This window comes from Mesorhizobium sp. CA10, assembly GCF_020165285.1.
Taxonomy (GTDB): Bacteria; Pseudomonadota; Alphaproteobacteria; order Rhizobiales; family Rhizobiaceae; genus Mesorhizobium.
In genome coordinates this window covers 1-21,910 of the sequence record NZ_JAIUHV010000005.1, presented here as the reverse complement: position 1 = coordinate 21,910, position 21,910 = coordinate 1, and the positions used below count along the sequence as shown (strand labels likewise).

Genomic DNA, 21,910 nt, shown 5'->3' with positions numbered 1-21,910 from the left:
ATGAAGCCGATCTACGTCGCCTTTTACCTCCCGCAGTTTTATCCGTTCCCTGAGAATGACGCTTGGTGGGGTAAGGGTTTCACGGAGTGGACGAATGTTACCAAAGCAGTTCCTTTGTTTGATGGGCACTATCAACCGCACTTGCCAACAGAACTGAGTTTTTATGATCTTCGGGTGCGGGAAACGCAGCATGAGCAGATAGCACTTGCCCAACAATATGGCGTCGACGCTTTTTGTTTTCATTACTATTGGTTCAGCGGCAAGCGGTTGTTGGACAAACCTGTTGACGCTTTTCTGGTCGATAAGTCGGCTCGCATGCCTTTTTGTTTATCTTGGGCAAACGAGAATTGGACGCGGCGTTGGGATGGGGCGGAGCAGCAGATGCTGATTTCGCAGGATTACGAGTCCGGCTATGAAAAAAAGTTCGTCGAAAGTATCGCACCATTCTTGCGCGATGACCGCTATCTTCGTGTGGACGGCCGCCCAGTCTTGATCGTCTATCGACCGCAGCAAATCCCCAATCCGGCACAGTCGGTCAAGAAGTGTCGCGAACACTGTCGGAAAATTGGCCTCGGGGAAATCCATTTGGTCGCCGCGCTCACGCATGGAAACTTCGACTATGAGGCTCTCGGATTCGATGCTGGAGTGGAGTTCCCTCCGCACAACATGATGGTGGAAAATGTTAATCGCGACGTGACGCCATTCGAAACGTTCAGCGGGATGTTTGTCGACTATTCAGATGTGGCGCGTGACTTCCTAGGCCGCGACCACCGCGGTAAGAAAATTTATCGAACGGTTGTACCATCGTGGGATAACACAGCCCGGCTTGGCGGCCGCGCTGTTGCAATGCTCGGTGCGACTCCCGACAACTATGAGCGCTGGCTGCGGGCGGCAACGTCTCGCACCGTGGCCGAGCGCACTCCGGCCGAGCGGCTGGTTTTCATAAACGCATGGAACGAGTGGGCTGAGGGTTGCCATCTTGAGCCGGATAGGAAGTTCGGGCGTGCCTTCTTGGATGCGACTCTTCGCGTCAAGGAGGGTAGATCTGTTCTTGATGATGTTTTCGACCTTCACCCTTTCCGCAAGGCAGAGAACGAGGAGAAGCCACTCGCGGTTTCTAGCAGCACAATATGGGCACAGGAGGAGCCGACACGGCGTTTCCTGGCATTTAAGTTGAAGACGCAGAGTCTGCTGAGCAGTGTTCCAATAGCCTACCAGAGTGCCAGGTTTTGTTTCCGAAGTGCGCGTGCTGCTGCTCGCCAAATTAGATCAATTAGGGGTCGGATATCGGTTTCGAAAGACGCCCCCCCAAGGTCACTCAAAGCTAGCCTTCCATTCACTTTGGAGACCGTTCCTCTTGGTCGGTCAGCGCGACAAGTCCAAGATCGAACCGAGCTGCTGGCTGAGAAAGGCGACGCCATCCTGACAGCCTATCGCGGCAGAACGGTCACCAGCAAAAGTGCTGAGGTTACCGCAGGTTGCGGTGCCACGAAGCAGGACCGACTCATTGAGCTCTTTGCGGAAAAGAGCTTTGAAGCGGTGCCTTTACAATTTGGGCGCTTCGTAAATTGTGTGGCCCATTCGCGGGCCATAGGGGTCATTACGCAAGGCGGCAGATTGATCGAGGAGTCAATTCGAGTTTATCGGTACGTCTACAAAGACCTCGATTTTCTAAGGTACTTGGAAGAAGATGATGGAAAATACGTCCTTTTGTCAAATAAATTCGAATCGATAGATGAAGAAGTTATATTGCCGATGCACTCTAGTTTTGCATTTGGTCACGTTATATTTGATGTAATCCCTCAGATACTTTTTTGGGAAGGCGAGATCAAGCAGGGGCGCTTAAAGGTGGTTCTGCCGAATGACGCTCCATTGTGGGTGCGCAGCATCCTAGCCACGTGGGGCTTTTTGCCCCATCATTTTCTCATTCTGCCGCACACTCCTTACAGATTCCGATCGGCTATTGTTTGCAATGGCCTCACGACGAACACCACCTACTATCCCAATCCTGACGCTATGGCGCAGTATGCAGCACAGCCTACTGTCCCAAGCATATCTGGAAAGCCGGCACTGATCTATTTGACGCGAGATCACTCAAACACTTACTCAGATCGTTTCATAGACAACGAAGCGGATGTCATCTCGACCTTGGAGGCTCTAGGATTCGCCGTCGTCGACCCATCTGCATATCCTTATAGCGAGCAGATAGAGTTATTCCGCAACGCTAAGATAATCGTTGGGGCGCATGGGTCAGCGTTTGCAAATGTGATCTGGTGCCGGCCAGGTACTAAGCTGGTAGATGTTATGCCAGACGACTGGGTGGGCTTTTGGAACGACTATGGCATCACGGAGATGTGGCTGTCACGCGCTAGCTCGTTGTTCGCCCTCGACTACGAAGTCTTACTCTGTAAATCGCGGATGGTGGAAGGCCCCTTTCCCGGCCAACCTCATTTGACTAAGCGGGAGATAACGTCTCAGGTCGATACGGATGCCCTTAGCCGTCGCGTACGGAACCTAATTAAGGCGGTCGGTCAGTGACGCTTAGCTATTTCGAAGTAATCTTCAACCTTGCGCGTCGCGAGGTGGTTGGCCGTTATCGCGGATCGATCCTCGGTATCCTATGGTCTTTGCTAACGCCGCTGCTCATGCTGGCAGTTTATACGTTTATGTTTGGCACGGTCCTGCAAATGCGCTGGGCTGGGGGCGGCGACGCTCAGCCAACTGCGGAGTTCGCTCTCATTTTATTTGTAGGCCTAATTTTCTTCCAAACATTTTCTGAAGTTCTGACAAGAGCTCCAACTCTAATTTTATCAAACGTCAGTTACGTGAAGAAGATCGTTTTTCCACTAGAAGTCCTGCCCACAGTGGCATTGGCGGCAGCGCTCTTCCACATGCTGGTGAGCTTCTTTGTTATGCTCATTTTCCTTTTGCTTTCGAGAGGTTCAATCCCTCTGACGGCACCGCTTCTTCCGATTGTGGTCGTGCCCTTCATAGTCATCCTGATCGGTCTATCATGGATCTTCGCCTCTGTGGGCGTCTATTTTCGTGATATCGGTCAGGTCCTAAATCCCATCATAAGTGCGCTCATGTTCTTGTCGCCGATATTTGTGCCCGCGGAAGCTCTGCCGAGTGCCGTGCGACCATGGCTGGCTCTGAATCCGATCTCAATTCCCGTAGAACAAGCCCGCCAGGTCCTGATTTTCGGCCAGGTCCCGAACTGGTCAGTTCTCGCCATATATACCGTGGTGGCAGTAGTCATCGCGGTGCTTGGATTTCTGTTTTTCCAGGCTACGCGGAAGGGCTTCGCCGATGTCCTCTGAAGTAGCCATCTCTGTGAAGGCTGTCTCCAAGCATCATCTGATGTTCGATCGTCCAGAGGATCGACTAAAGCAAATGGTGGTGCCACGGCTGCAGCGATTAGTGGGACACGCGCCTAAGCGTTACTATCGTGACTTTGCCGCTTTGGCCGACATATCGCTTGAGGTCCGGCGAGGTGAGACTGTCGGCATTATTGGCCGTAACGGATCAGGAAAGTCGACGCTTCTGCAGATTATCTGCGGGACACTGCAGCCTACGACTGGTTCGGTGACTGTAAACGGCCGCGTAGCGGCGCTACTTGAATTAGGTGCCGGTTTCAACCCTGATTTTACCGGCCGTGAAAATGCTTATCTCAACGCCTCCATTCTCGGGCTCAGCCGAGCCGAGATGGACAAACGCTTCGGCTCCATCGCAGCGTTTGCCGATATAGGTGATTTCATTGAGCAGCCGGTGAAGACCTATTCCTCTGGTATGTATGTACGGCTGGCTTTTGCCGTAGCTATCAATGTTGACCCTGACATTTTGGTGGTTGATGAAGCCTTGGCCGTCGGCGACGAGGCGTTCTCCCGCAAATGTTTCGCCCGGATAGAGCAGATCAAAGAACGTGGCGGCACGATTTTGTTCGTCAGTCATGCGGCGCAGACAATAGTCCAACTTTGCAATCGCGCGGTACTGCTTGACAGTGGCGAGAAGATATTCGAGGGCACGCCCAAGGCGGTGGTAAGTCAGTATCAGCGACTCGCCAACGCCAGCCCCGCAGGTGCTGCAGAAATTCGGGCCGCGATTCGCGCGCTGAACGCAGACATCGACGAGGGGTCTGCTTCAGTGCAAGCCTTTCCGAAATCGGACGCAGGCATGGCGCCTCCTGCTGAAGCGATTACATCTGACACTGAAAGTTGGTTCGATGTTTCAACAGACATGCCGCAAGTGAACAGGCACGAGAGTCGCGCCGCGAAGGATGCGCCTAACGAGGATAGTCTTGCAGATTATTTTGACGCAACCCTCATCCCAAGGTCTACCGTGACGCTTGAGGAACGCGGCGCAAAAATCCACGATGTCAGGATCACCACTCTTCACGGCAACGAAGTAAATGTTTTGCGTTTGGGAAAACGATACGTTTTCCAGTACTCCGTCGACTTCAGCGTGGACGCGACAAGCGTGGGATTCGGGATGTGGATCAGAACTGTGGATGGCCTTGGCTTGGCCGGCGTGCAATCTGTTAATTCCCGATCACAGCGTACGCCGAAGGTTGTGAAGGGAGAGACTGTAAACGTAGCAATTGAATTTTCTTGCGTAACTCTTCCCGGCGCGTATTTCTTCACCTGCGGTGTTTTTGGGACTGTTGGCTCGGAACAAATCGTCATGCATAGGATTATCGACGTCCTGATGTCCCGCACAGCCCCGGAGACCGACGTCATCGCAATTGGAAGGATCGATCTGGGTGCGAGCCTTCGTTTGGCGCGACAAGAGAGTGGGTCGAAGCTCAAGGATCCTGAACCAGATCGTGATGTGGATTTGTGAAATTGGCAAAGCCCATTATTATAGGTGGATTTTACAGATCCGGAACCACGTTGATTCGAAGGATCCTGGACTGCCACAGCCATATTCATTGCGGCCCTGAAGTGAAGTTCTTCAAGGACTTTTTAGGCGATTATTTGGACGATCCTTTGGCGCACGCACGTCTCTTTTCAACTGCACGATCTTACGGACTGCCAGAGGCGCAACTGCTGTCGATTTTTGGGGCTGCTTTCGTCGCTTTTCATGACGAAGCGGCTAAGTTCGCTGGAAAACCGCGCTGGGCGGACAAGAATCCCGAGAATGTTTTGTATCTCCGTGAATGGGACGCGATCTTGCCCGACGGTTTTCTGTTCATTCACATGACTCGAAACCCGTTGGACGCCTTGGCGTCGCTTGTCGAAATTGGCTTTGAGAAAGCGGTGCCGCCGGAATTTGAGAAAAAGGTTCATCTATATGAGCGGTTTCGGAAGGCTGGCGACTCTTACTGTTCTGCTAATCCGGCGACCAGCCTTGAAATTGACTACGATGACCTGGTGAACTCGCCCGAGAGTACGGTCTTGAACCTAGCCGAGCGTCTTGGCGAACCGTTCGAGGCGCAAATGCTTGTCAATTGGAATGCGCCGGAGAGGGGGGGCGGGATAGAAGATCCTAAGTCTTCAAAGTACGCCACTATCCACTCAAGGAGCGTTGGGCGTGGTCGCGCTGAGCTTGACCAAAGCAAAATCGAATTCGTAGAACAGCATCTATCAGCCTACATTCCCTAGGCTCAATCGACCAGTTTGGAGACGCAGTGCGCATCATTGCTCTTATCGCTGCCCGCAATGAGGAACTCTATATCGGACGCTGTCTGGAGCACTTGCGCCAGAATGGCATCGATTTTATTCTTATCGACAATGGCTCGACAGACCGGACCGTGGAGATTGCCGAAGCCTACATCGGTCGCGGCTTGATCCGCATAGTGCCTGTTGAATACCCAGGGTACTATGATTGGGTGGGATTGCTGAGGATCAAGGAGCGGTTGGCTGTCGATATCGACGGAGACTGGTTCATCCATCACGACGCGGACGAAATCATGGAGCCACCAGTATCCAATGTCCGGTTGGCCGACGCGATTGCTTCTGTCGACGCGGCGGGCTTTAATGCTATCAATTTCGACGAGTTCGTCTTCGTTCCGACCGATGAATCGAGTTCTTTCGAAGGTACGGATTATGTTGAGTGCATGCGTTACTACTATTTCTTCGAGCCGCACCCACTGCGCCTCATCCGCTGCTGGAAGAAGACGCCACATATAGAACTGGCCGAGTCGGGTGGCCATGGAGCAAACTTTGAGGGAAGATCTCTGTTTCCTCATAACTTTGTGCTTCGGCACTACATCGTGCTGAGTGGCGCGCACGCTAGAAGGAAATATTCTACTCAACGAATATACGCGGAGGAAGAAGTTCGTGACCGCGGATGGCATGGTTGGCGAGCTAAGTTCCACGACACCATGGTTCGCTTGCCCGGTCGCGGGCAGATGGTTGATTTCAGGATGCAATCAAACTGGGACAAGACGATGCCGTTCAGAAATCATATTTTTATCGTTTAGCTACAGAGTAGTAATTATTGCCATGGAGGCGGCCATTTAATTTATTGATCTAAAGCGGTTGAAGTGTCCAAAGTTGATGGATTCAGCTGAGGTAATCGAGACGGAGGACCAGTATTCATCAAGCGCGCTCTTATCCATCGGCTTAGAACTGGCTATAATCGAGTCGTAGTTCACTGAAAGCGAGTTATTGTTAGGGTCCAGTCCTGAAACAACCACCAAGCCCGTTGGCGCGCTGTCGGCGATAATCATCGAAAGTTCAGGCCGATATCGCTGCAGAGTGGGGATTATCTTCCATACGTCGCCAGCCCACCAGCCAGGAAAGGCGGAATTCGGATGGTTGGCGTCAGCGATATCTCTTGAGGTCATGTAGAACCCTGGCGGCAAGCAGTCGTGAAGGGCGATGATCGATTCGGCGGCGCAGTGCTTTTCCGTGTTTATAAAGTCACGGAGCAGAAATTCGAATAGGTGCATGCCGTCAAGAAAGGCAAGGTCGATGGGTCTTCCGAGTATGGCGGACGGATCGTGTTCTTCAAAGAACGCATCGCTTGTTTGCTGAAATAGGTGACAACTTGGTTTTCTCCCTATTATATTCGTTTCACATTTGAAACGCGGGTCGACACCAATCGTCGCGCATTCCGCCAACTTGATCGTGTCGCCAAATTGGACACCAATCTCAAGATATGACTTTGGTTTGGTCTTTCTGTGGATGTCGTCCAGCAGGCTAACGTATGGCTTGCCCGAAACACGTTCTCTAAAATCGACGTCTTGCATCGCTGACTTTCCATTCTGGTCTGCGTTTAGCAGCGGAGCGTCCGCCCAGAATCCGACTGCATGCCACCCGTTGACACCTCTATTTTGTCGCCTCGCGACAGGCAACATGTGAATTGAGCCTTGCGGCAGGTACCGCGGCAAAAAAACTTCCAGCCCTCCCGTCCTCTCGGACCTAACGCGATAACAGGGCGACGGGTCGGGGATCTGCAATCTGAAGTGGCGGTGGACGATGTTTTATCCAGGCCGGTCTGGTGGCATCTTCGTGCCTGGAGTCAGTGCTACCCAATGACCGCATACACAGAAGCCGTATCGGAGATCCGACCGAGGATGCGGCGCGCCATGATCGTGCGCTTCACCCGCACGGCCCAGCCTGCCGAATACGCCATCGCAGGCATCATGGCCACCGAGACCGCCACCCGGATCGGGAGGGCCGTGTCAGTATCGTCTGCGCAATATCCATCGGGAAACCAGGAAATTGAGCATCGTCGTGACGACAAGCGTTGCAAAGAATGCCGCCGCTCGGCTTTGCAGCGCTCGCTCGAGAAGGTGAAGGCTTACCAAGCCTGCCACAAACACCGCGGCGACCGAGCCGCCGACCGCCAGCCGGTCCGTCAAGCCGGTGCGCCCGCCGGGAAAGACGCGGTCCGGATAGAACACCATCACGAATGCGAGGCCTGCTAGCCAGGCAATCGTGTAGGAAACGCCCGACGACAGCATCGTCAGGCCGGCAAAGTAGACGGCACTCGTCAGCGCGGTGTTCAGTCCTCCCGCCGCAAGAAAACGAAGCGCGTCCGAGCCTATCCGGTCAGCGGCCATCCGGCCCGACCGTCGCGAGGAAATCCGAATAGTCCCTGATATAATCGCTTGCGTCATATGGATGCGAGGCCATGACGAGCAAGACCGTGTCCGGCTGGAACTTGTACTGGATGCCCCACACGCCGGGCGGCAGATAGAGCCCGACCGAGGGATCCGCCAGCGACACTTCCTTTCTGTCGTGACCGTCATCGACGACCACCGACAGGCGGCCATGGGTGGCAATCAGGAATTGCTGGCACTGGCGGTGCGCATGCTCGCCCCTGACCTTGTCGGAACGGACGCCGTAGACCAGAAACGAGCGCAAGGGCTTGAACGGCAGGTTGTGTCCGAACTCGAGCGGGGCCAGCTCGCCGCGAAGGTCGCTGAAGTGCGGCAGCCGCCAGAGCTCGCATCCGCCGACGCCCAGCGCCATCCTGTCGCCTGCAGGGCCGGGGGCCGCTTGCGTCATCACGGGCTCGACCTGCGGGCCGGTTTGATAGCCGACGATGACGGCCGGATTTCCAACCACCACGGCGTTGGCCGGCACGTTCTTGGTCACCACGGCGCCGGCGCCGATCATCGCCTGGCGGCCGATCGTTATGCCCGGCAGGATCGTTGCGTTAGCGCCGATCGACGCGCCGTCCTCGACGACCGTCTGGAGAAACTGCTCCGGATAGTGTTTCGAACGCGGGAAGCGGTCGTTGGTGAAGGTCGCATTCGGGCCGACGAACACGCGATTGCCCAGCCGGACGCCGTCCCATAGCTGAACGCCGCTTTTTATCGTGACGTCATCGCCGACGCTCACGTCATTTTCGATGAAGACATGATCGCAGATGTTGCAGTTCGCGCCGATCACGGCGCCTGGGAGGACGTGAGCAAACGCCCATACGCGTGTTCCGTTGCCGACGCGCGTGCTTTCGCAGATACCGCGGTCATGGACGAAAAATGGTTTGTCGTTCATGCGGACGTCCCGTCAACAATGCGGCTTATTATCCGCAATGGGCGCGATTTGGTATTTTCAACCGCCCGCCAAAGATAACAGCCAAGGATGCCTTGCACCGCGAGGATCGCTGATCCAAAGCCCACGATCAGCAGCACTAGGGTCGTGTATCCGGCCGGATCGATCTTGCCCAGCAAGCGGGCGACGACGGTGATCACGGCAAACACAAGACTGAGCACGCAGCCCGCAATGCCTACCCAGAGTATGAAAACGATCGGAAAATCGGAAAACGAGAAGATCGAATCCATCATATATCTGAGCCGGCGCCCAATGCCCCAGGCACTCTTCCCATGCTCCCGCTCGCGCCGCCGGTAGGGCACGAACTCCCGCCTGAATCCGACCCAGAACAGCTGAACCACAAGCGAGCTGTTTGGCTCCTCGATTGACAGGATCGCATCGAGCGCCTGGCGGTTGCAGGCAAATATATCCACGCCGCCGCTCGGCATGCTGGGCAAGATCAGCCTGCGGTAGACGCTCCAGAAGGCCCGGGACAGGAAACGTGTCAGAAGGGGATCGTCGCGGCCGGTTCTGCGGCCAAACACGACGTCGGCCGTATCCTTTTCCAGCATCGAAAAGAATTCGACAATGAGCTCGGGCGGCTCCTGCAGGTCGGCCGCCATCGCGGCCACATGTTTTCCGGATGCATGCTCGAGCCCCGTCCGAATGGCCGTGAAGGAGCCAAAATTCCGGCTGTGGAAGATGATCTTGTACCTGTAGCTGGCGTCCTTCAAAGCCCTGACCAGCAGGCCTCCCGACTGGTCGGGCGACCCGTCGACGACAAAAACAAACTCGATGTCGCCCTCATACATGGCGTCGAATTTGGCGACGGCCTGCAACAGGGAAGGGATGTTCGGCTCATTGCGGTAAATGGGAAAAACAAGAGAGCGCGCAGTCACATTGCCTCCCATTCGCCCAAGGCCCTGCACACTTGCTCGACCTCATCATTCGTCATGTCCGGGTAGCACGGGACGGAACAGAGACGACTGATGCTTGCCCTGGAGATTGCGAGATTTTCGGTCCCTTTCATGGGCAGGGCAGCCCAACCAACCTGATCGCAATCGAGCACGGGATAGTGGACATCGGTATCGACGCCGCGCTCTTTCATGAAGGTGCGGAATGCGTCCCGGTCGTCACACAGCAGGACCGCGAGGTGTGCGACGGCGCCATTGCCGCCGTCGAGGAATTTGAGCCGGCGTCCGGTGACGGCCCTAAATCGGCTGACGATGCTGCGGCGTTGTTCGTTGCGGCTGTTCAAGTCCGGAAGCAGCACATCCAAAATCGCGGCCTGGACCTCGTCCATGCGAGAGTTGCGCCCTCCCGGCAGGGCCACATGATATTTGGAACTCCAGCCATATTGATGAAGCTGACGAACGCGGTCCGCCAGTCTTGGATTGGAGGTGAGGACTGCGCCGCCGTCACCCATCGCGCCGAGATTTTTGGTCGGATAGAAGCTGAAAGTGGCGATGTCTCCAAGCGATCCAGCCGTTTCACCCCTGATGCGAGCACCATGTGCCTGGGCGCAATCCTCGATGACCGGTATGTGCGACACGCCGGCATTGACAAGTCCTGCCCGGATAGCGGGAACATCGACCACGCCGCCGTAAAGATGGGTAGCGACAATCGCAGCCGTGTCGGTACTCACCGCCTCCAGCACCGATTGGACGCTTACTAGTTGGCTGGCTGGTTCGATATCGACGTAGTGTGGAATGAGGTCGTTGTGCCAGCACGCGCAACTGGCATATCCCCCGGCATTCGCCGCCACGATCACCTCGCGTCCATGCGCATCGCCAAGCCCGACGATAGAGCGTAAAGCGAGTTCAAGGGCGTCCGTCCCGTTTGCGACGAGGATGCAATCCGAGGCTCCTGCAAACGTCGCAAAGTTCGCTGCGAATCGCTTCCCTGCCGCGCCATTGAGCCACCATCCGGACCGCAGCGTGCTTGCTACTTCGCGCGCGATTTCAACATCATAGCGCTGGTACAGACGCTTGAGGTCATTCATCGGAACGGCATTCGGCTTCGTCATCAACAACTCGACAGCGTGTCTTCTTTGTTCCGGCGTGTTCGCCCCGCAAACATCCGGAAACTCAGATGATTCTGACATGACTCAGTTAAGAATACTTGCATCGCGGAGACAGCGGAAAGCCGGAACCACCAGGCACAACTGTTGAGATTCCGGCTCGGTCGCGACAGGCTGGCGTCATTTTGGGGAACGCTGTGGGCCTAGGGGCTGGCCAAACCGCTTCCGCAGACCTGATCGGCACCGCCGTCAGCGACTCCACTCGGCCGCTCGCCGAGCTCGCTGAAGCCAATGATGGAAGCCGGATCGTCACATCGTGACATTTATTAGCTTCCCCTGTTGGGTGTCTGACAGTTTCTCTGAACGACTGGCAATCCAGCCTGAGTTATTGCGGCTTCAAGTCAAATCACTCGCACAATCGAATATCGCCCAAAAAACCTCTAGCCCTCCCGCCCTCTCCGCGCTAAGGCGGTAACCGGGTGACGGGATTGGGGATTGCAATCTGAAGTGGCGGTGGGCGATGTTTTGTCCGCGGCCGTTCTGATAGTATCACCGCGCCTGGAGTCAGTACTGCCCAATGACCGCATACGTAGAAGCCGTATCGGAACTCCGACCGAGGATGCGGCGCGCCATCATCATGGTCCAGGATCTCGTCATGGTCCTGGTCGCGGTGGCGCTTAGTCTCATCCTATCGCAGTCGCGGCTTTCCTTCGACGCGTTCTCCGTCGGCGGGCTGGCCTGCTGGGCGCTCATCGTGCTCATCGCCCATCTGCTGTTCCGATCCAGCGGCCTCTACAACACCGTCTGGCGCTTTGCCTCCACGCCCGACTTCTTCAACATCCTCAAGGGCTGCGGCAGCCTGACGGTGGTGCTCTATCTGGCCTCGCTTGCCTTCCGTTTCTTCTTCCAGCCGGTCGCCGGCCTCAACGAGCGCCAGTTCATCGTCTTCTTCCTGGTCTCCTTCACTATTATCTCCGCGCCCAGGCTCTATTATCGCTTCCTGCGCGACGGCGCGAGCTGGCGCATCCTGCGCCGCGCCGCCGGCGATGCCTCGACCAAGCAGGCGCTGTTCATCGGCCGGCTGGGCGAGGCGGATCTGATCGTGCGCTTCACCCGCACGGCTCAGCCCGCCGAATACGCCATCGCCGGCATCATGGCCACCGAGAGCGCCGCGCCGCTCGGCACGCGGATCCAGGGCGTTCCGGTCGTGGCGCTGCGACCGCGCCTGGTCGAGGTGCTGGAAGACTATGTCAAAGGCACGCAAAGCCTCGACCTCCTGATCTTCGGCCAGGGGGTCGAGCGCGAGATCGAAGACTATGCCGAGCTGGTGCGCGTCGCCCGCCACAGCGGCATCGCCGTCGTCCAGTTTGCCGGCCTGTCGGAACTGGGGCAGGGCGGCAAGCTGGTTCTGGATGCCGTCGAGATGGAAACCATCATGCGCCGTTCGGCGGTCGCCACCGATACCACGCGCATCGGCGCCTTCGTCGGCGGCAAGCGCGTGATGGTCACCGGCGGCGCCGGCTCCATCGGCCGGGTGCTCGTCAAGCGCGCGCTGGAGCTGGGCGCCGAGGCGGTGCTGGTGGCCGACAATTCCGAATTCGGCATTTTCCAGCTCGATCAGCAGACCGACGACGCCGACCGCGACCGGCTGACCAGCCGCATCGTCGACGTCGCCGACCGGCCTCACATGACGCGCCTCGTCAGCGAGTTCAAACCCGCGATCATCTTTCATGCCGCGGCGCTGAAGCATGTGCCGCTGCTCGAGAAGAACTGGGAAGCGGCGATCGAGACCAATGTCTTCGGCACGCTCGCCTGCGCCGAGATCGCCGCCGAATGCGGGGTGCCGCAGTTCCTGCTGATTTCCAGCGACAAGGCCGTCGACCCGACCTCGGTGCTGGGCGTCACCAAGCGTGCGGCTGAACAAATCGTCTCGTCGCTGCATGAGGCCCAGGCGGTCTCGCCGCCGCCGCGTGCCGGCGTGGCGAATGGCCATGCCGGCCCCGTTGATCTGCGTCATTCGGGCACGAAATTCATCGCCGTGCGCTTCGGCAACGTCTTCGGCTCCAACGGCTCGGTGGCGACCGTCTTCCAGGCGCAGATCGAGGCCGGCGGGCCGGTCACCATCACCGACCGGCGCATGACCCGCTATTTCATGACCATGGCCGAGGCCGTCGATCTCGTCATCATGTCGGCCGCCGATGCCGAGCAGCGCCAGGGCAAGGACGACTACGCCATCTACATGCTCGACATGGGCAAGCCGGTGCCGATCCTCGAAGTCGCCGAAACCATGATCCGCATGGCCGGCAAAAGCCCCTACACCGATATTCCGATCCGCTTCACCGGCATCAGGCCCGGCGAGAAGCTGCACGAGACGCTGCACGCCGAGAACGAGGAGGTGGTCAAGCTCGACACCGCCAAGATCTTCGGCCTCAGGACCGGCGTCGTCGAATGGCCGAGGATTGAGGCGGCCCTGCCGGCGCTGGCGGCCGCGATGCAAGCTCGCGACAAGACCGCGGCACTTGCCATCCTGGCCGGGCTCTATCGGGCGCAAGAAGACATGGGCGGCGTGCGCGAAGAGGCGGTGCCGAAAGCGGCCGGGCAGGTCGGTTAAAACTTTGCCGCGGGCCCGCAATTAGATATTGAAAACCTTTCAAGCACCTCGCGGGCAAGTGATTCCAAAGCCGTGACCAGAAAAGATCAGCGCGTGGCCGTTCTCATGGGCACGAAGGATGGCGCGGCCTATATCGGCGAACAATTGGAATCCTTGGCGACGCAATCCTGGCCGCTCGTCGATCTCTGGGTCTCCGACGACGGCTCGTCGGATGCCACGGCCGCGATCGTCGAGGCGTGGCGATCCCGCTGGACCAAGGGGTCGCTGACACTTTTGCAGGGCCCGCGAAGGGGCTTCGCCGCCAATTTCCGCTCCATGATCCTCGATCCGCGCATCGATGCCGACTGCTACGCCTTTTGCGACCAGGACGATGTCTGGGAGCCGGATCGGCTGGAGGCCGCCATCCGCTGGATGGAGGGAGAGGACATGGAAACGCCGCTCCTGTTCTGCTCGCGCACGGCGACTATCTCCGAGGCCGGCGCTCCGGCCGGCTACTCGCCGCTCTTTCGCCGCCCGCCGTCCTTCCGCAACGCGCTGGTGCAAAGCATCGCCGGCGGCAACACCATGCTCTTCAACCGCAAGGCGCGCGACCTTCTGGCGAAAGCGTCGGCCAGAACCGAATTCGTCAGCCATGACTGGTGGGCCTATCTCATCGTCACCGCCGCCGGCGGCAAGGTCCATTACGAGCCGCGGCCGCTGGTCAGATACCGCCAGCACTCGGCAAACCTCGTCGGCGCCAACGTTTCATGGCAAGCGAGGTTTTCAAGGCTGGGCCGTCTGTTCAAGGGCCAGTTCGCCGCCTGGACGGACACCAATCTGCGCGGCCTAGCCGTCAACCGCGATCTCATCGCGCGCGATGCAGCGCTTTGCCTTCGCCTGTTCATCAGGGCGCGCAAGGGCAATGTCTTCAGGCGCTTCGGCCTGCTCGGCAAAAGCGGTGTCTACCGGCAGACATTCATGGGCACGCTCGGGCTCTATGTCGCTTTCCTCTGGCGCCGGATCTGAGCCATGACGGCCAAGCGCGCGCTCGACCTGGCGGTCGCCGTTCCGATGCTGGCGCTGGCGTCGCCCGTCCTGCTTGCCGCGATGCTGGCTATCCGGACGACGTCGGCGGGCCCCGCCATTTTCTCGCAGATCCGCGTCGGCCGGGGAGGAGCCCTCTTCGCCTGTCACAAGCTGCGCACCATGTATCGGGAAACCCCTTCCTTGCCCACCCACGAGGCGCCGTCCGGTTCGGTCACCGCGGTCGGCAAGGTTCTGCGCGCAACCAAGATCGACGAACTGCCGCAGCTCTGGAACGTGCTGAAGGGCGAGATGAGTCTTGTGGGTCCTCGTCCATGCCTGCCGACGCAGGCGGAGCTGATCGAGCGGCGCAAGGAACTGGGCGTGCTCACCGCACTTCCGGGCATCACAGGGCTGGCGCAGGTCAAGGGCATCGACATGTCCGATCCAAGACTTTGCGCTGAAACCGATGCGGCCTACGTCAAGGCCGCCTCGACCGGCCTGGACCTCAAAATATTGCTGGGCACGTTCTTCCGCACATAGAGCGGTTCATCGTTCACGGAAGCGGCGAACGGCTCCTCTGTCGCGCCAGTTCTTCAAGCCGGCCGAGTGTGTCGGCCTCCTGTTCCCAGCCTTCCGAAGCAAGCAACGACGAATCGCAGACCTGCGTCGCCATCAGCGCATGCCACGCGGCCCGTCTGCCGCTGAGCGTGGCCAGCATTCGGAACGGCCAGGCCGGCACGGGAAGAAGCCGGGCCGGCCGGCCATATCCGCGCCGGAACGCGGTGACGATTTCGGACACCGCAACCGGCGTAGCATCGCCCAGCACATAAGTTGGGAGCGGCGCCGTGGGACGGCTCAAAAGATGCGTCACGGCGCCGGCCACGGCGTCATGCGAGACGAGCGAACGAACCGCCGTCAGAGCGGCTGTCGGCAGCGGCAGGCCGGTGGCGGCCAACCGCATCAGCCCGCGCAAATTTCCCTTCATGCCTTCGCCATAGACCGGCGCCAACCGCAGCGCCGTCGCGCCGGTGCGTCCGGCCGTTGCAAAAGCCTCCAGCATTGCGATCTCGCCTTCGCGCTTGGAGCGCCCGTAGGCGCATTGCGGGGCAGGGGGCGTGGCCTCGTCGATCGTGCCGCTGAACCTTGCGCCCACCACGGCGCGAATCGAGGAGAGATAGACGAAGCGCCCGTCGATACGCGTGGCCGCCGCTTGGGCCAGCCGTCCGGTCAGCGTCACGTTGATGGCTCGCAAGTCGGCCGCGCCGGCGCTGCGGTCATTATTGAGCGCCGCGCAGTGGACGACATGCGTCACGTCACGCATCAGGGTCAGAAAGGCCTCCTGCGGTGCATCGGTAGCGGGCAGCGCGACGGCATCGTCCTCGCCTGCCAGCCGCTGCGGCAGGCGCGATGCGATCCGTATGTCGAATCCGGCCTCGCCCAACCGGCTGACGATCCGGCGTCCAATGAAGCCCGTCGCGCCGGTGACCAGGACCTTCATGGTTGCGGGCTGGCGCCCGGCGCCATGGTGGGCGCGCTTTTTCCGGTCGGTTCTATCGTCCGTCCGGAAGCGAGGTAGGTTCCCGAGATCAGGAACACCATTAGCGTCGCGTCGAGGATATCGTGGCCGACCAGGATTCCGGCCATTCCGCCGGTGAGATAGGTGATGACGGTGACAAGGATCATCGTCGCGCCGAACCTCTCCACCGGATCGGCGCTGCGGCGCAGCGTCCGTGCCGCGTTCCGTGCGGCAACGACGAAGATCGACGCCAGGGCCAATGCCCCCAGCAGGCCGGCCTCGACCAGCGCCGTCAGGAAGCCGTTGTGGAAATGGCTGAAACCCTGCTGTAGGCCGAACTGGTCCTGCAAGCCGTGCTTCATCAGCGCCCGGCTCGCCGAGATGCCGTGGCCGAAAATCGGCATCTCGCGAAACGCGGCAAAACCGATTTCCCACATCGCTACGCGCAAGCCGAGCGCGGTCGAATGGTCGCCATTGACATTCAGCGCATCCCAGTCGCTGACCAGGAAATCGGCCCGGTCCAGGATGACGCGAGAGCCGATGGCGGCAATCACAAGGGCGACCACGACGCCGATCGCCACGAAGCGCGCCACGCTGGCGCCGGTGAACCGGCGGCGGTTGATGAGGAGCACGACGATGCCGGCAATCGGCACGGCTACCCAGATCATGCGCGATCCCGAATAGACGATCGCCAGGGCTCCGGCTATCGCTGCCAGGACCAGCAGCTTCCATCGTTTCTCGATGCCTGACAGCGCGCCGGTAAGGCATGTCATGGCGGCAAGGCACGTGACGGTAGCGAAGACGATCGGATTGCCGGCGCCGCCCTCCGCCCTCACACCGAGCCGGTGGGACTGGAACACGGCCATCGCCAGCGCGCCGAAGCAGGCCGCGGTGCTGGCCAGAATGGCGATGCGTGCCAGCGCGGTCTTCTCGGTGATGCTCCACGTCGAATAGGAGAGGGGGAAAAGCAGGAAGGTGATCAACGGCAGGAAGAACCGCAAATCGGCAGCCAGCGTGCCGTTGACGATCGAAGCGAGAACCATGGCCGCGCAATAGGCATAGATCGCCGCCGTGACGGCGAGCATCGGCCGGTCGATATTGAAGCGTCGCCGCTTCGCGGCCACCAGCATCGCCGACCACACGCCACCGGCATTGAAGGCGATGCTGACCAGCGATCCAAGCACCGGCGGCGAAAAAAAGCAGACGATCGAGAAATAGATGTTGATCTGTGTGGGCGTAAGATGGCGCCGGAGCGTTGTAGACGGGTTCAAATGCTTGCTTCGCAATTTCCAGGTTGCGCCCGGATCCATGGAGCCAGCCAAAGGCCGCCTCGCCGGTCTCCGTTTGCCGCGCCTTGCCCGTTCCCCGAGCCCATATAGCGGCTGGCGCCGATCCGCGATAGTGCGGTCGACAATGTCGCGACAGAAAATCCCCCGGTCCGGCGAGTTCCGGAATTGTCTGGGCACCACGGCTTTTCCCCGCTCAGCGTTTTTCGATGGCTCCAGCAGGATTTTCCGCTTTGTCGGCCTTGCTTGGAAAATTCGTTCTCCAATCACCGCGAGCCGTGCGGGTCTTGCATTGTTATCGGCGGCGCCGATCTGTTAGAACGCCCGCACGAAACAGTTTGTCCGAAGTGAAATCTGCGCCTGGGCGGCATCGGATTGCCCCTGCGATGCAAGATTTCCGCTCCACGGCACGAGAGAACGCTCGACGCTCCATGAATATCGCGCTCACGCATCTGCAGCGGCTCGAGGCCGAATCCATCCACATCTTCCGCGAGGTCGCGGCGTCTTTCTCCAAGCCGGTGATGCTCTATTCGGTCGGCAAGGATTCCTCGGTGCTGATGCATCTGGCAATGAAGGCCTTCTATCCGGCCAAGCCGCCTTTCCCGTTCCTGCATGTCGACACCACCTGGAAGTTCCGCGAGATGATCGCCTTTCGCGATCAGATGGCGCAGAAGCTAGGCTTCGACCTTTTGGTCCACGTCAACGAGGACGGCGTGCGCGACGGCATCAATCCGTTCGACCATGGTTCCAACACCCACACCCATGTCATGAAGACGGTGGCGCTGCGCCAGGCGCTCGACAAATACGGTTTCGACGCCGCTTTCGGCGGCGCCCGCCGCGACGAGGAGAAGTCGCGCGCCAAGGAGCGCATCTTTTCCTTCCGCAACGCCCAGCATGCGTGGGACCCGAAGAACCAGCGGCCGGAAATGTGGAAGATCTTCAACACCCGCATCGCGCCGGGCGAATCGATCCGCGTCTTTCCGCTGTCCAACTGGACTGAGCTCGATATCTGGCAGTACATCCTGCAGGAGAACATCCCGATCGTGCCGCTCTATTTCGCCAAAGAGCGGCCGGTGGTCGAGCGCGACGGCATGCTCATCATGAAGGATGACGACCGCATGCAACTGCATCCCGGCGAGGCGGTCGAGAACCGCCTGGTGCGCTTCCGCACGCTGGGCTGCTATCCGCTGACCGGCGCGATCGAGTCGGATGCCGACACGCTGGAAGCCATCGTCGGCGAGATGCTGACCGCACGCACCTCCGAGCGCCAGGGCCGCCTTATCGACCGCGACGAGGCCGGCTCCATGGAAAAGAAGAAGCGCGAAGGGTATTTCTGATAATGCGCCACATGATGGCCAAGAGCCTCGCCCCGACCGATTCGATCCGCGACTACATGGCCGCGCAGGAGAAGAAGTCACTGCTGCGCTTCCTCACCTGCGGCTCGGTCGACGACGGCAAGTCGACGCTGATCGGCCGGCTGCTCTCCGACACCAAGCAGATATTCGAGGACCAGCTCGCCGCGCTCGAAAAGGATTCGCGCAAGCACGGCACCACCGGCGACGACATCGACTTCGCGCTGCTGGTCGACGGGCTGGAGGCTGAGCGCGAGCAAGGCATCACCATCGATGTCGCTTACCGCTTCTTCGCCACGCCGAAGCGCAAGTTCATCGTCGCCGACACGCCCGGTCATGAGCAGTACACGCGCAACATGGCGACCGGCGCCTCGACAGCCGATCTCGCGATCGTGCTGATCGATGCGCGCCAGGGCGTGCTTCGCCAGACCCGGCGTCACTCCATCATCGCCTCGCTGCTCGGCATCCGGCATATCGTGCTTGCGGTCAACAAGATTGACCTCGTCGGCTTCGACAAGACCGTGTTCGACCGGATCGTCGCCGACTACGGCGAATTCGCCAAGGAACTGGGCTTCATGAGCGTCGCGCCGATCCCGATGTCGGCGCGCTTTGGCGACAACGTCACCAGCCGCTCGGAGCGCACGTCCTGGTATTCCGGGCCGTCGCTGATCGAGCATCTGGAAACCGTGTCTGTCGACGAGGCCGCCGTCGAGCTGCCGTTTCGCTTCCCCGTCCAGTATGTGAACCGTCCGAACCTCGATTTCCGCGGCTTTGCCGGCACCATCGCCTCGGGCACCGTCTCTGAAGGAGACGAGGTCGTCGTCGCGAAATCCGGCAAGGCGTCCCGGGTCAAGCGCATCGTCGCGCAAGGCGGCGACCTCGAGCAGGCGGTCGCTGGCCAGGCGATCACGCTCGTCCTCGAGGACGAAGTGGAGGTGTCGCGCGGCAATATGCTGGTGTCGCCGGCCGCGCGTCCGCAGGTCGCCGACCAGTTCGCCGCCAACATCGTCTGGTTCGACGAGCAGGCGCTGCTGCCCGGCCGCTCCTACATCCTGCGCACCGAAACCGACCAGGTGAGCGCGACCATCACCGACCTGAAATACCGCGTCAACGTCAACGATTTCGCGCATGAGGCGGCGAAGTCGCTCGACATCAACGAGGTCGGCGTCTGCAACCTGTCGACGCGCGCGCCGATCGCTTTCGATCCCTTCGCCGAAAACCGCACCACCGGCGCCTTCATCCTGATCGACCGCATCACCAACGCCACCGTCGGCGCCGGTATGATCCTGCATTCGCTGCGCCGTGCCGAAAACATCCACTGGCAGTCGCTCGATGTCGGCAAGCGCGGCCGTTCCGACCTGAAGAACCAGCGTCCGGCAGTGTTCTGGTTCACCGGGCTCTCCGGCTCGGGCAAGTCGACCATCGCCAATTTGTTCGAGAAGAAGCTGTTCGCGTCCGGCCGCCACACCTACATCCTCGACGGCGACAATGTCCGCCACGGCCTCAACCGCGATCTCGGCTTCACCGACGCCGACCGCGTGGAAAACATCCGCCGCGTCGCCGAGGTGGCCAAGCTGATGGCCGATGCCGGCTTGATCGTCATCGTCTCCTTCATCTCGCCCTTCAGCGCCGAACGGCGCATGGCGCGCGAGCTGATGGCCGAGGGCGAGTTCGTCGAGGTGTTCGTCGACACCCCGTTCGAGGAATGCGCCCGCCGCGATCCAAAGGGTCTCTACGCGCGCGCCTTGAGCGGCGAGATCAAGAATTTCACCGGCGTCGATTCTCCCTATGAGGCGCCGGAGAACCCGGAAATACACCTGAAGACTCTGGGCAGGAGCCCGCAGGAGATGGCGGAAGCCTTGGAACACTGGCTGACCGAGCGCGACATTGCCGAGGAGCAGTATGACAATGGCGGCGGTATCTGACGAGGCGATGCTCGGCGTCTTCGAGCGCCTGGCGCTCGAGGCCGGGCGCGTGGTGATGCGCGTCTTCCACGAAGGCTGCGCCGTCGACAGCAAGGCCGATTCTTCGCCGGTAACGGAAGCCGACCGCGAAAGCGAGAAGATCATCCTGGCCGGCCTGCGCGCCGCCTATCCGGACATCCCCTGCGTGGCCGAGGAGGAGGTCGCAGCGGGAATTGCAACGCCCGATCTCGACGGCGCCTTCTTCCTGATCGATCCGCTCGACGGCACCAAGGAATTCGTCAACCGCCGCACCGATTTCACCGTCAACATCGCGCTGATCCGCCACGGCGTTCCGGAAGTCGGCGTCGTTTTCGCGCCGTGCACGGGACGCTTTTTCTCCGGGCGACCCGGCAAGGCCGAGGCGCTGGAGGTCGATGCCGACTATCGCATCGCCGGCCGCCGGCCGATCACGGTGCGGGCAGGGGGCACGCCGCTCGCGGTCGTCGCCAGCCGCTCGCACAACACGCCGGAAACCGAGGAATTCATCCGCGATCTCGGCGCCGCGGAAATCGTCTCGATCGGCTCGTCATTGAAATTCTGCCTGCTCGCCGCGGCGGAAGCCGACGTCTATCCGCGCTTCGGCCGCACCATGGAATGGGACACGGCCGCCGGCGACGCAGTGCTGCGCGCCGCCGGTGGCATGACGCGCACGCTGGACGGCCAGCCGCTCGTCTACGGCAAGCGCAACCAGGCCAGCGACAGCGATTTCGCCAACCCGCATTTCATCGCGACGGGGAAGGGCGCGTAACCTCGCCGCTTGAGGGGGGATGGCCGGCAGGTCAGAAGGGGATACGCGCCGACGTTTGCGTTTCGCTCCGGCGCGTTTCGTCGCAAGCTGCGCCTGACGAGGAGCCCTTTCGAGCCCCCTCACAAGAGGTCTGCGTTGCTGATCTTTGGCCCAGTCATCCACGGCGGTGCTGTGGGCACCTCCTCGATAACGCCAACCTTGCGGGCCCAAGTCGTAAAGGCCTTGTGCGCGGCCTCGACTGGTTTCCGACCGTCATAGGCCGAGTAGCACGCCTCGCAGGCCGCCGCGTGAAGCAGGCCACGTCTCTCCACCGGCCATTCTTCCAAAAACTCAATGGCATCCATCACGCAGTCGATCTTTTGGATGTAGCCATTCTCCCCTACGAAAACTGACTGCTTGAAAGCATCACTTTCCATAGTGACCT

Annotated in this window: 19 protein-coding genes; 11 read left to right on the top strand and 8 right to left on the bottom strand. The window is 59.8% G+C overall.

The annotated features are described in order from the left end of the window. Genes LB535_RS12470 through LB535_RS12450 form a run of 5 tightly spaced genes read left to right on the top strand, consistent with a single transcriptional unit; the run spans position 1 to position 6,421 of the window. Positions 1–2,538, top strand: coding sequence for a glycoside hydrolase family 99-like domain-containing protein (locus LB535_RS12470; protein ID WP_224632398.1), 2,538 nt, complete (start codon positions 1–3; stop codon positions 2,536–2,538). Beyond that, positions 2,535–3,320: an ABC transporter permease gene (locus LB535_RS12465; protein WP_224632397.1), complete on the top strand. Its 786-nt coding sequence runs from the start codon at positions 2,535–2,537 to the stop codon at positions 3,318–3,320. Before LB535_RS12470 ends, LB535_RS12465 begins: the two co-directional genes overlap by 4 nt. Next, positions 3,310–4,839 (top strand): ABC transporter ATP-binding protein, encoded by a 1,530-nt coding sequence (locus LB535_RS12460; RefSeq protein WP_224632396.1) that lies wholly within the window; start codon positions 3,310–3,312, stop codon positions 4,837–4,839. The genes LB535_RS12465 and LB535_RS12460 overlap by 11 nt, the downstream gene beginning before the upstream one ends. Positions 4,840–4,841: 2 nt before the next feature. Continuing rightward, positions 4,842–5,600: a sulfotransferase family protein gene (locus LB535_RS12455; RefSeq protein ID WP_224632395.1), complete on the top strand. Its 759-nt coding sequence runs from the start codon at positions 4,842–4,844 to the stop codon at positions 5,598–5,600. 26 nt (positions 5,601–5,626) lie between these two features. After that, positions 5,627–6,421 carry a glycosyltransferase gene (locus LB535_RS12450; protein ID WP_224632394.1) on the top strand — a complete coding sequence of 265 codons (795 nt, stop codon included), beginning with the start codon at positions 5,627–5,629 and terminating at the stop codon, positions 6,419–6,421. Between the two features lie 36 nt (positions 6,422–6,457). Here the strand turns inward: LB535_RS12450 and LB535_RS12445 are convergent, their stop codons facing one another. The 5 genes from LB535_RS12445 to LB535_RS12425 all read right to left on the bottom strand — a co-directional run bounded on the left by LB535_RS12445 (position 6,458) and on the right by LB535_RS12425 (position 11,010). Then, a complete protein-coding gene (locus LB535_RS12445) occupies positions 6,458–7,192 on the bottom strand; it encodes a class I SAM-dependent methyltransferase (protein ID WP_224632393.1) in 735 nt (244 codons plus the stop codon). A gap of 435 nt (positions 7,193–7,627) precedes the next feature. After that, positions 7,628–8,008: a GtrA family protein gene (locus LB535_RS12440; RefSeq protein ID WP_224632392.1), complete on the bottom strand. Its 381-nt coding sequence runs from the start codon at positions 8,006–8,008 to the stop codon at positions 7,628–7,630. Beyond that, positions 7,998–8,948, bottom strand: a complete 951-nt coding sequence (locus tag LB535_RS12435; RefSeq protein ID WP_224632391.1) for a WxcM-like domain-containing protein — start codon at positions 8,946–8,948, stop codon at positions 7,998–8,000. Before LB535_RS12435 ends, LB535_RS12440 begins: the two co-directional genes overlap by 11 nt. Then, positions 8,945–9,895 (bottom strand): glycosyltransferase family 2 protein, encoded by a 951-nt coding sequence (locus LB535_RS12430; protein ID WP_224632390.1) that lies wholly within the window; start codon positions 9,893–9,895, stop codon positions 8,945–8,947. Before LB535_RS12430 ends, LB535_RS12435 begins: the two co-directional genes overlap by 4 nt. Further along, on the bottom strand, positions 9,880–11,010 hold the full coding sequence (locus tag LB535_RS12425) for a DegT/DnrJ/EryC1/StrS family aminotransferase (protein ID WP_224632389.1): 1,131 nt from the start codon (positions 11,008–11,010) through the stop codon (positions 9,880–9,882). Before LB535_RS12425 ends, LB535_RS12430 begins: the two co-directional genes overlap by 16 nt. Positions 11,011–11,581: 571 nt before the next feature. On the opposite strand from LB535_RS12425, the gene LB535_RS12420 reads away from it, so the two are divergent. The 3 genes from LB535_RS12420 (at position 11,582) to LB535_RS12410 (ending at position 15,160) form a co-directional block, all read left to right on the top strand. Then, positions 11,582–13,615: a UDP-N-acetylglucosamine 4,6-dehydratase gene (locus tag LB535_RS12420; protein ID WP_224632388.1), complete on the top strand. Its 2,034-nt coding sequence runs from the start codon at positions 11,582–11,584 to the stop codon at positions 13,613–13,615. Positions 13,616–13,708: 93 nt separating this feature from the next. After that, positions 13,709–14,620 carry a glycosyltransferase family 2 protein gene (locus LB535_RS12415; protein WP_318012293.1) on the top strand — a complete coding sequence of 304 codons (912 nt, stop codon included), beginning with the start codon at positions 13,709–13,711 and terminating at the stop codon, positions 14,618–14,620. A 3-nt stretch (positions 14,621–14,623) separates the two neighbouring features. Next, the gene (locus tag LB535_RS12410; RefSeq protein WP_224632387.1) at positions 14,624–15,160 is read left to right on the top strand and encodes a sugar transferase; all 537 of its coding nucleotides are present in this window, start codon (positions 14,624–14,626) and stop codon (positions 15,158–15,160) included. A gap of 13 nt (positions 15,161–15,173) precedes the next feature. On the opposite strand, the gene LB535_RS12405 is transcribed toward LB535_RS12410, so the two are convergent. Next, positions 15,174–16,118, bottom strand: coding sequence for an NAD-dependent epimerase/dehydratase family protein (locus LB535_RS12405; protein ID WP_224632386.1), 945 nt, complete (start codon positions 16,116–16,118; stop codon positions 15,174–15,176). Further along, positions 16,115–17,407 (bottom strand): O-antigen ligase family protein, encoded by a 1,293-nt coding sequence (locus tag LB535_RS12400; RefSeq protein ID WP_224632385.1) that lies wholly within the window; start codon positions 17,405–17,407, stop codon positions 16,115–16,117. The genes LB535_RS12405 and LB535_RS12400 overlap by 4 nt, the downstream gene beginning before the upstream one ends. A gap of 446 nt (positions 17,408–17,853) precedes the next feature. On the opposite strand from LB535_RS12400, the gene cysD reads away from it, so the two are divergent. From cysD to cysQ, 3 genes are read left to right on the top strand one after another with little or no spacing between them, the layout of a single operon-like run. Next, positions 17,854–18,759, top strand: coding sequence for a sulfate adenylyltransferase subunit CysD (gene cysD / locus LB535_RS12395; protein WP_224707448.1), 906 nt, complete (start codon positions 17,854–17,856; stop codon positions 18,757–18,759). 2 nt (positions 18,760–18,761) lie between these two features. After that, positions 18,762–20,699, top strand: coding sequence for a sulfate adenylyltransferase subunit CysN (gene cysN, locus LB535_RS12390; RefSeq protein WP_224632384.1), 1,938 nt, complete (start codon positions 18,762–18,764; stop codon positions 20,697–20,699). Positions 20,700–20,706: 7 nt separating this feature from the next. Beyond that, on the top strand, positions 20,707–21,486 hold the full coding sequence (gene cysQ / locus LB535_RS12385; protein WP_224632661.1) for a 3'(2'),5'-bisphosphate nucleotidase CysQ: 780 nt from the start codon (positions 20,707–20,709) through the stop codon (positions 21,484–21,486). A 119-nt stretch (positions 21,487–21,605) separates the two neighbouring features. Here cysQ and LB535_RS12380 read toward each other — a convergent pair. After that, a partial coding sequence (locus LB535_RS12380) for a DUF982 domain-containing protein (RefSeq protein WP_224632383.1) occupies positions 21,606–21,910 on the bottom strand: 305 nt, incomplete at its 5' end.

Coding starts and splice junctions, on each gene's coding strand:
- LB535_RS12470 (WP_224632398.1), top strand. CDS start 1: ATGAAGCCGATCTACGTCGCCTTTTACCTCCCGCAGTTTTATCCGTTC.
- LB535_RS12460 (WP_224632396.1), top strand. CDS start 3,310: ATGTCCTCTGAAGTAGCCATCTCTGTGAAGGCTGTCTCCAAGCATCAT.
- LB535_RS12445 (WP_224632393.1), bottom strand. CDS start 7,192: ATGCAAGACGTCGATTTTAGAGAACGTGTTTCGGGCAAGCCATACGTT.
- LB535_RS12440 (WP_224632392.1), bottom strand. CDS start 8,008: ATGGCCGCTGACCGGATAGGCTCGGACGCGCTTCGTTTTCTTGCGGCG.
- LB535_RS12435 (WP_224632391.1), bottom strand. CDS start 8,948: ATGAACGACAAACCATTTTTCGTCCATGACCGCGGTATCTGCGAAAGC.
- LB535_RS12430 (WP_224632390.1), bottom strand. CDS start 9,895: ATGGGAGGCAATGTGACTGCGCGCTCTCTTGTTTTTCCCATTTACCGC.
- LB535_RS12425 (WP_224632389.1), bottom strand. CDS start 11,010: ATGACGAAGCCGAATGCCGTTCCGATGAATGACCTCAAGCGTCTGTAC.
- LB535_RS12420 (WP_224632388.1), top strand. CDS start 11,582: ATGACCGCATACGTAGAAGCCGTATCGGAACTCCGACCGAGGATGCGG.
- LB535_RS12410 (WP_224632387.1), top strand. CDS start 14,624: ATGACGGCCAAGCGCGCGCTCGACCTGGCGGTCGCCGTTCCGATGCTG.
- LB535_RS12405 (WP_224632386.1), bottom strand. CDS start 16,118: ATGAAGGTCCTGGTCACCGGCGCGACGGGCTTCATTGGACGCCGGATC.
- cysD (WP_224707448.1), top strand. CDS start 17,854: ATGAATATCGCGCTCACGCATCTGCAGCGGCTCGAGGCCGAATCCATC.
- cysN (WP_224632384.1), top strand. CDS start 18,762: ATGCGCCACATGATGGCCAAGAGCCTCGCCCCGACCGATTCGATCCGC.
- cysQ (WP_224632661.1), top strand. CDS start 20,707: ATGCTCGGCGTCTTCGAGCGCCTGGCGCTCGAGGCCGGGCGCGTGGTG.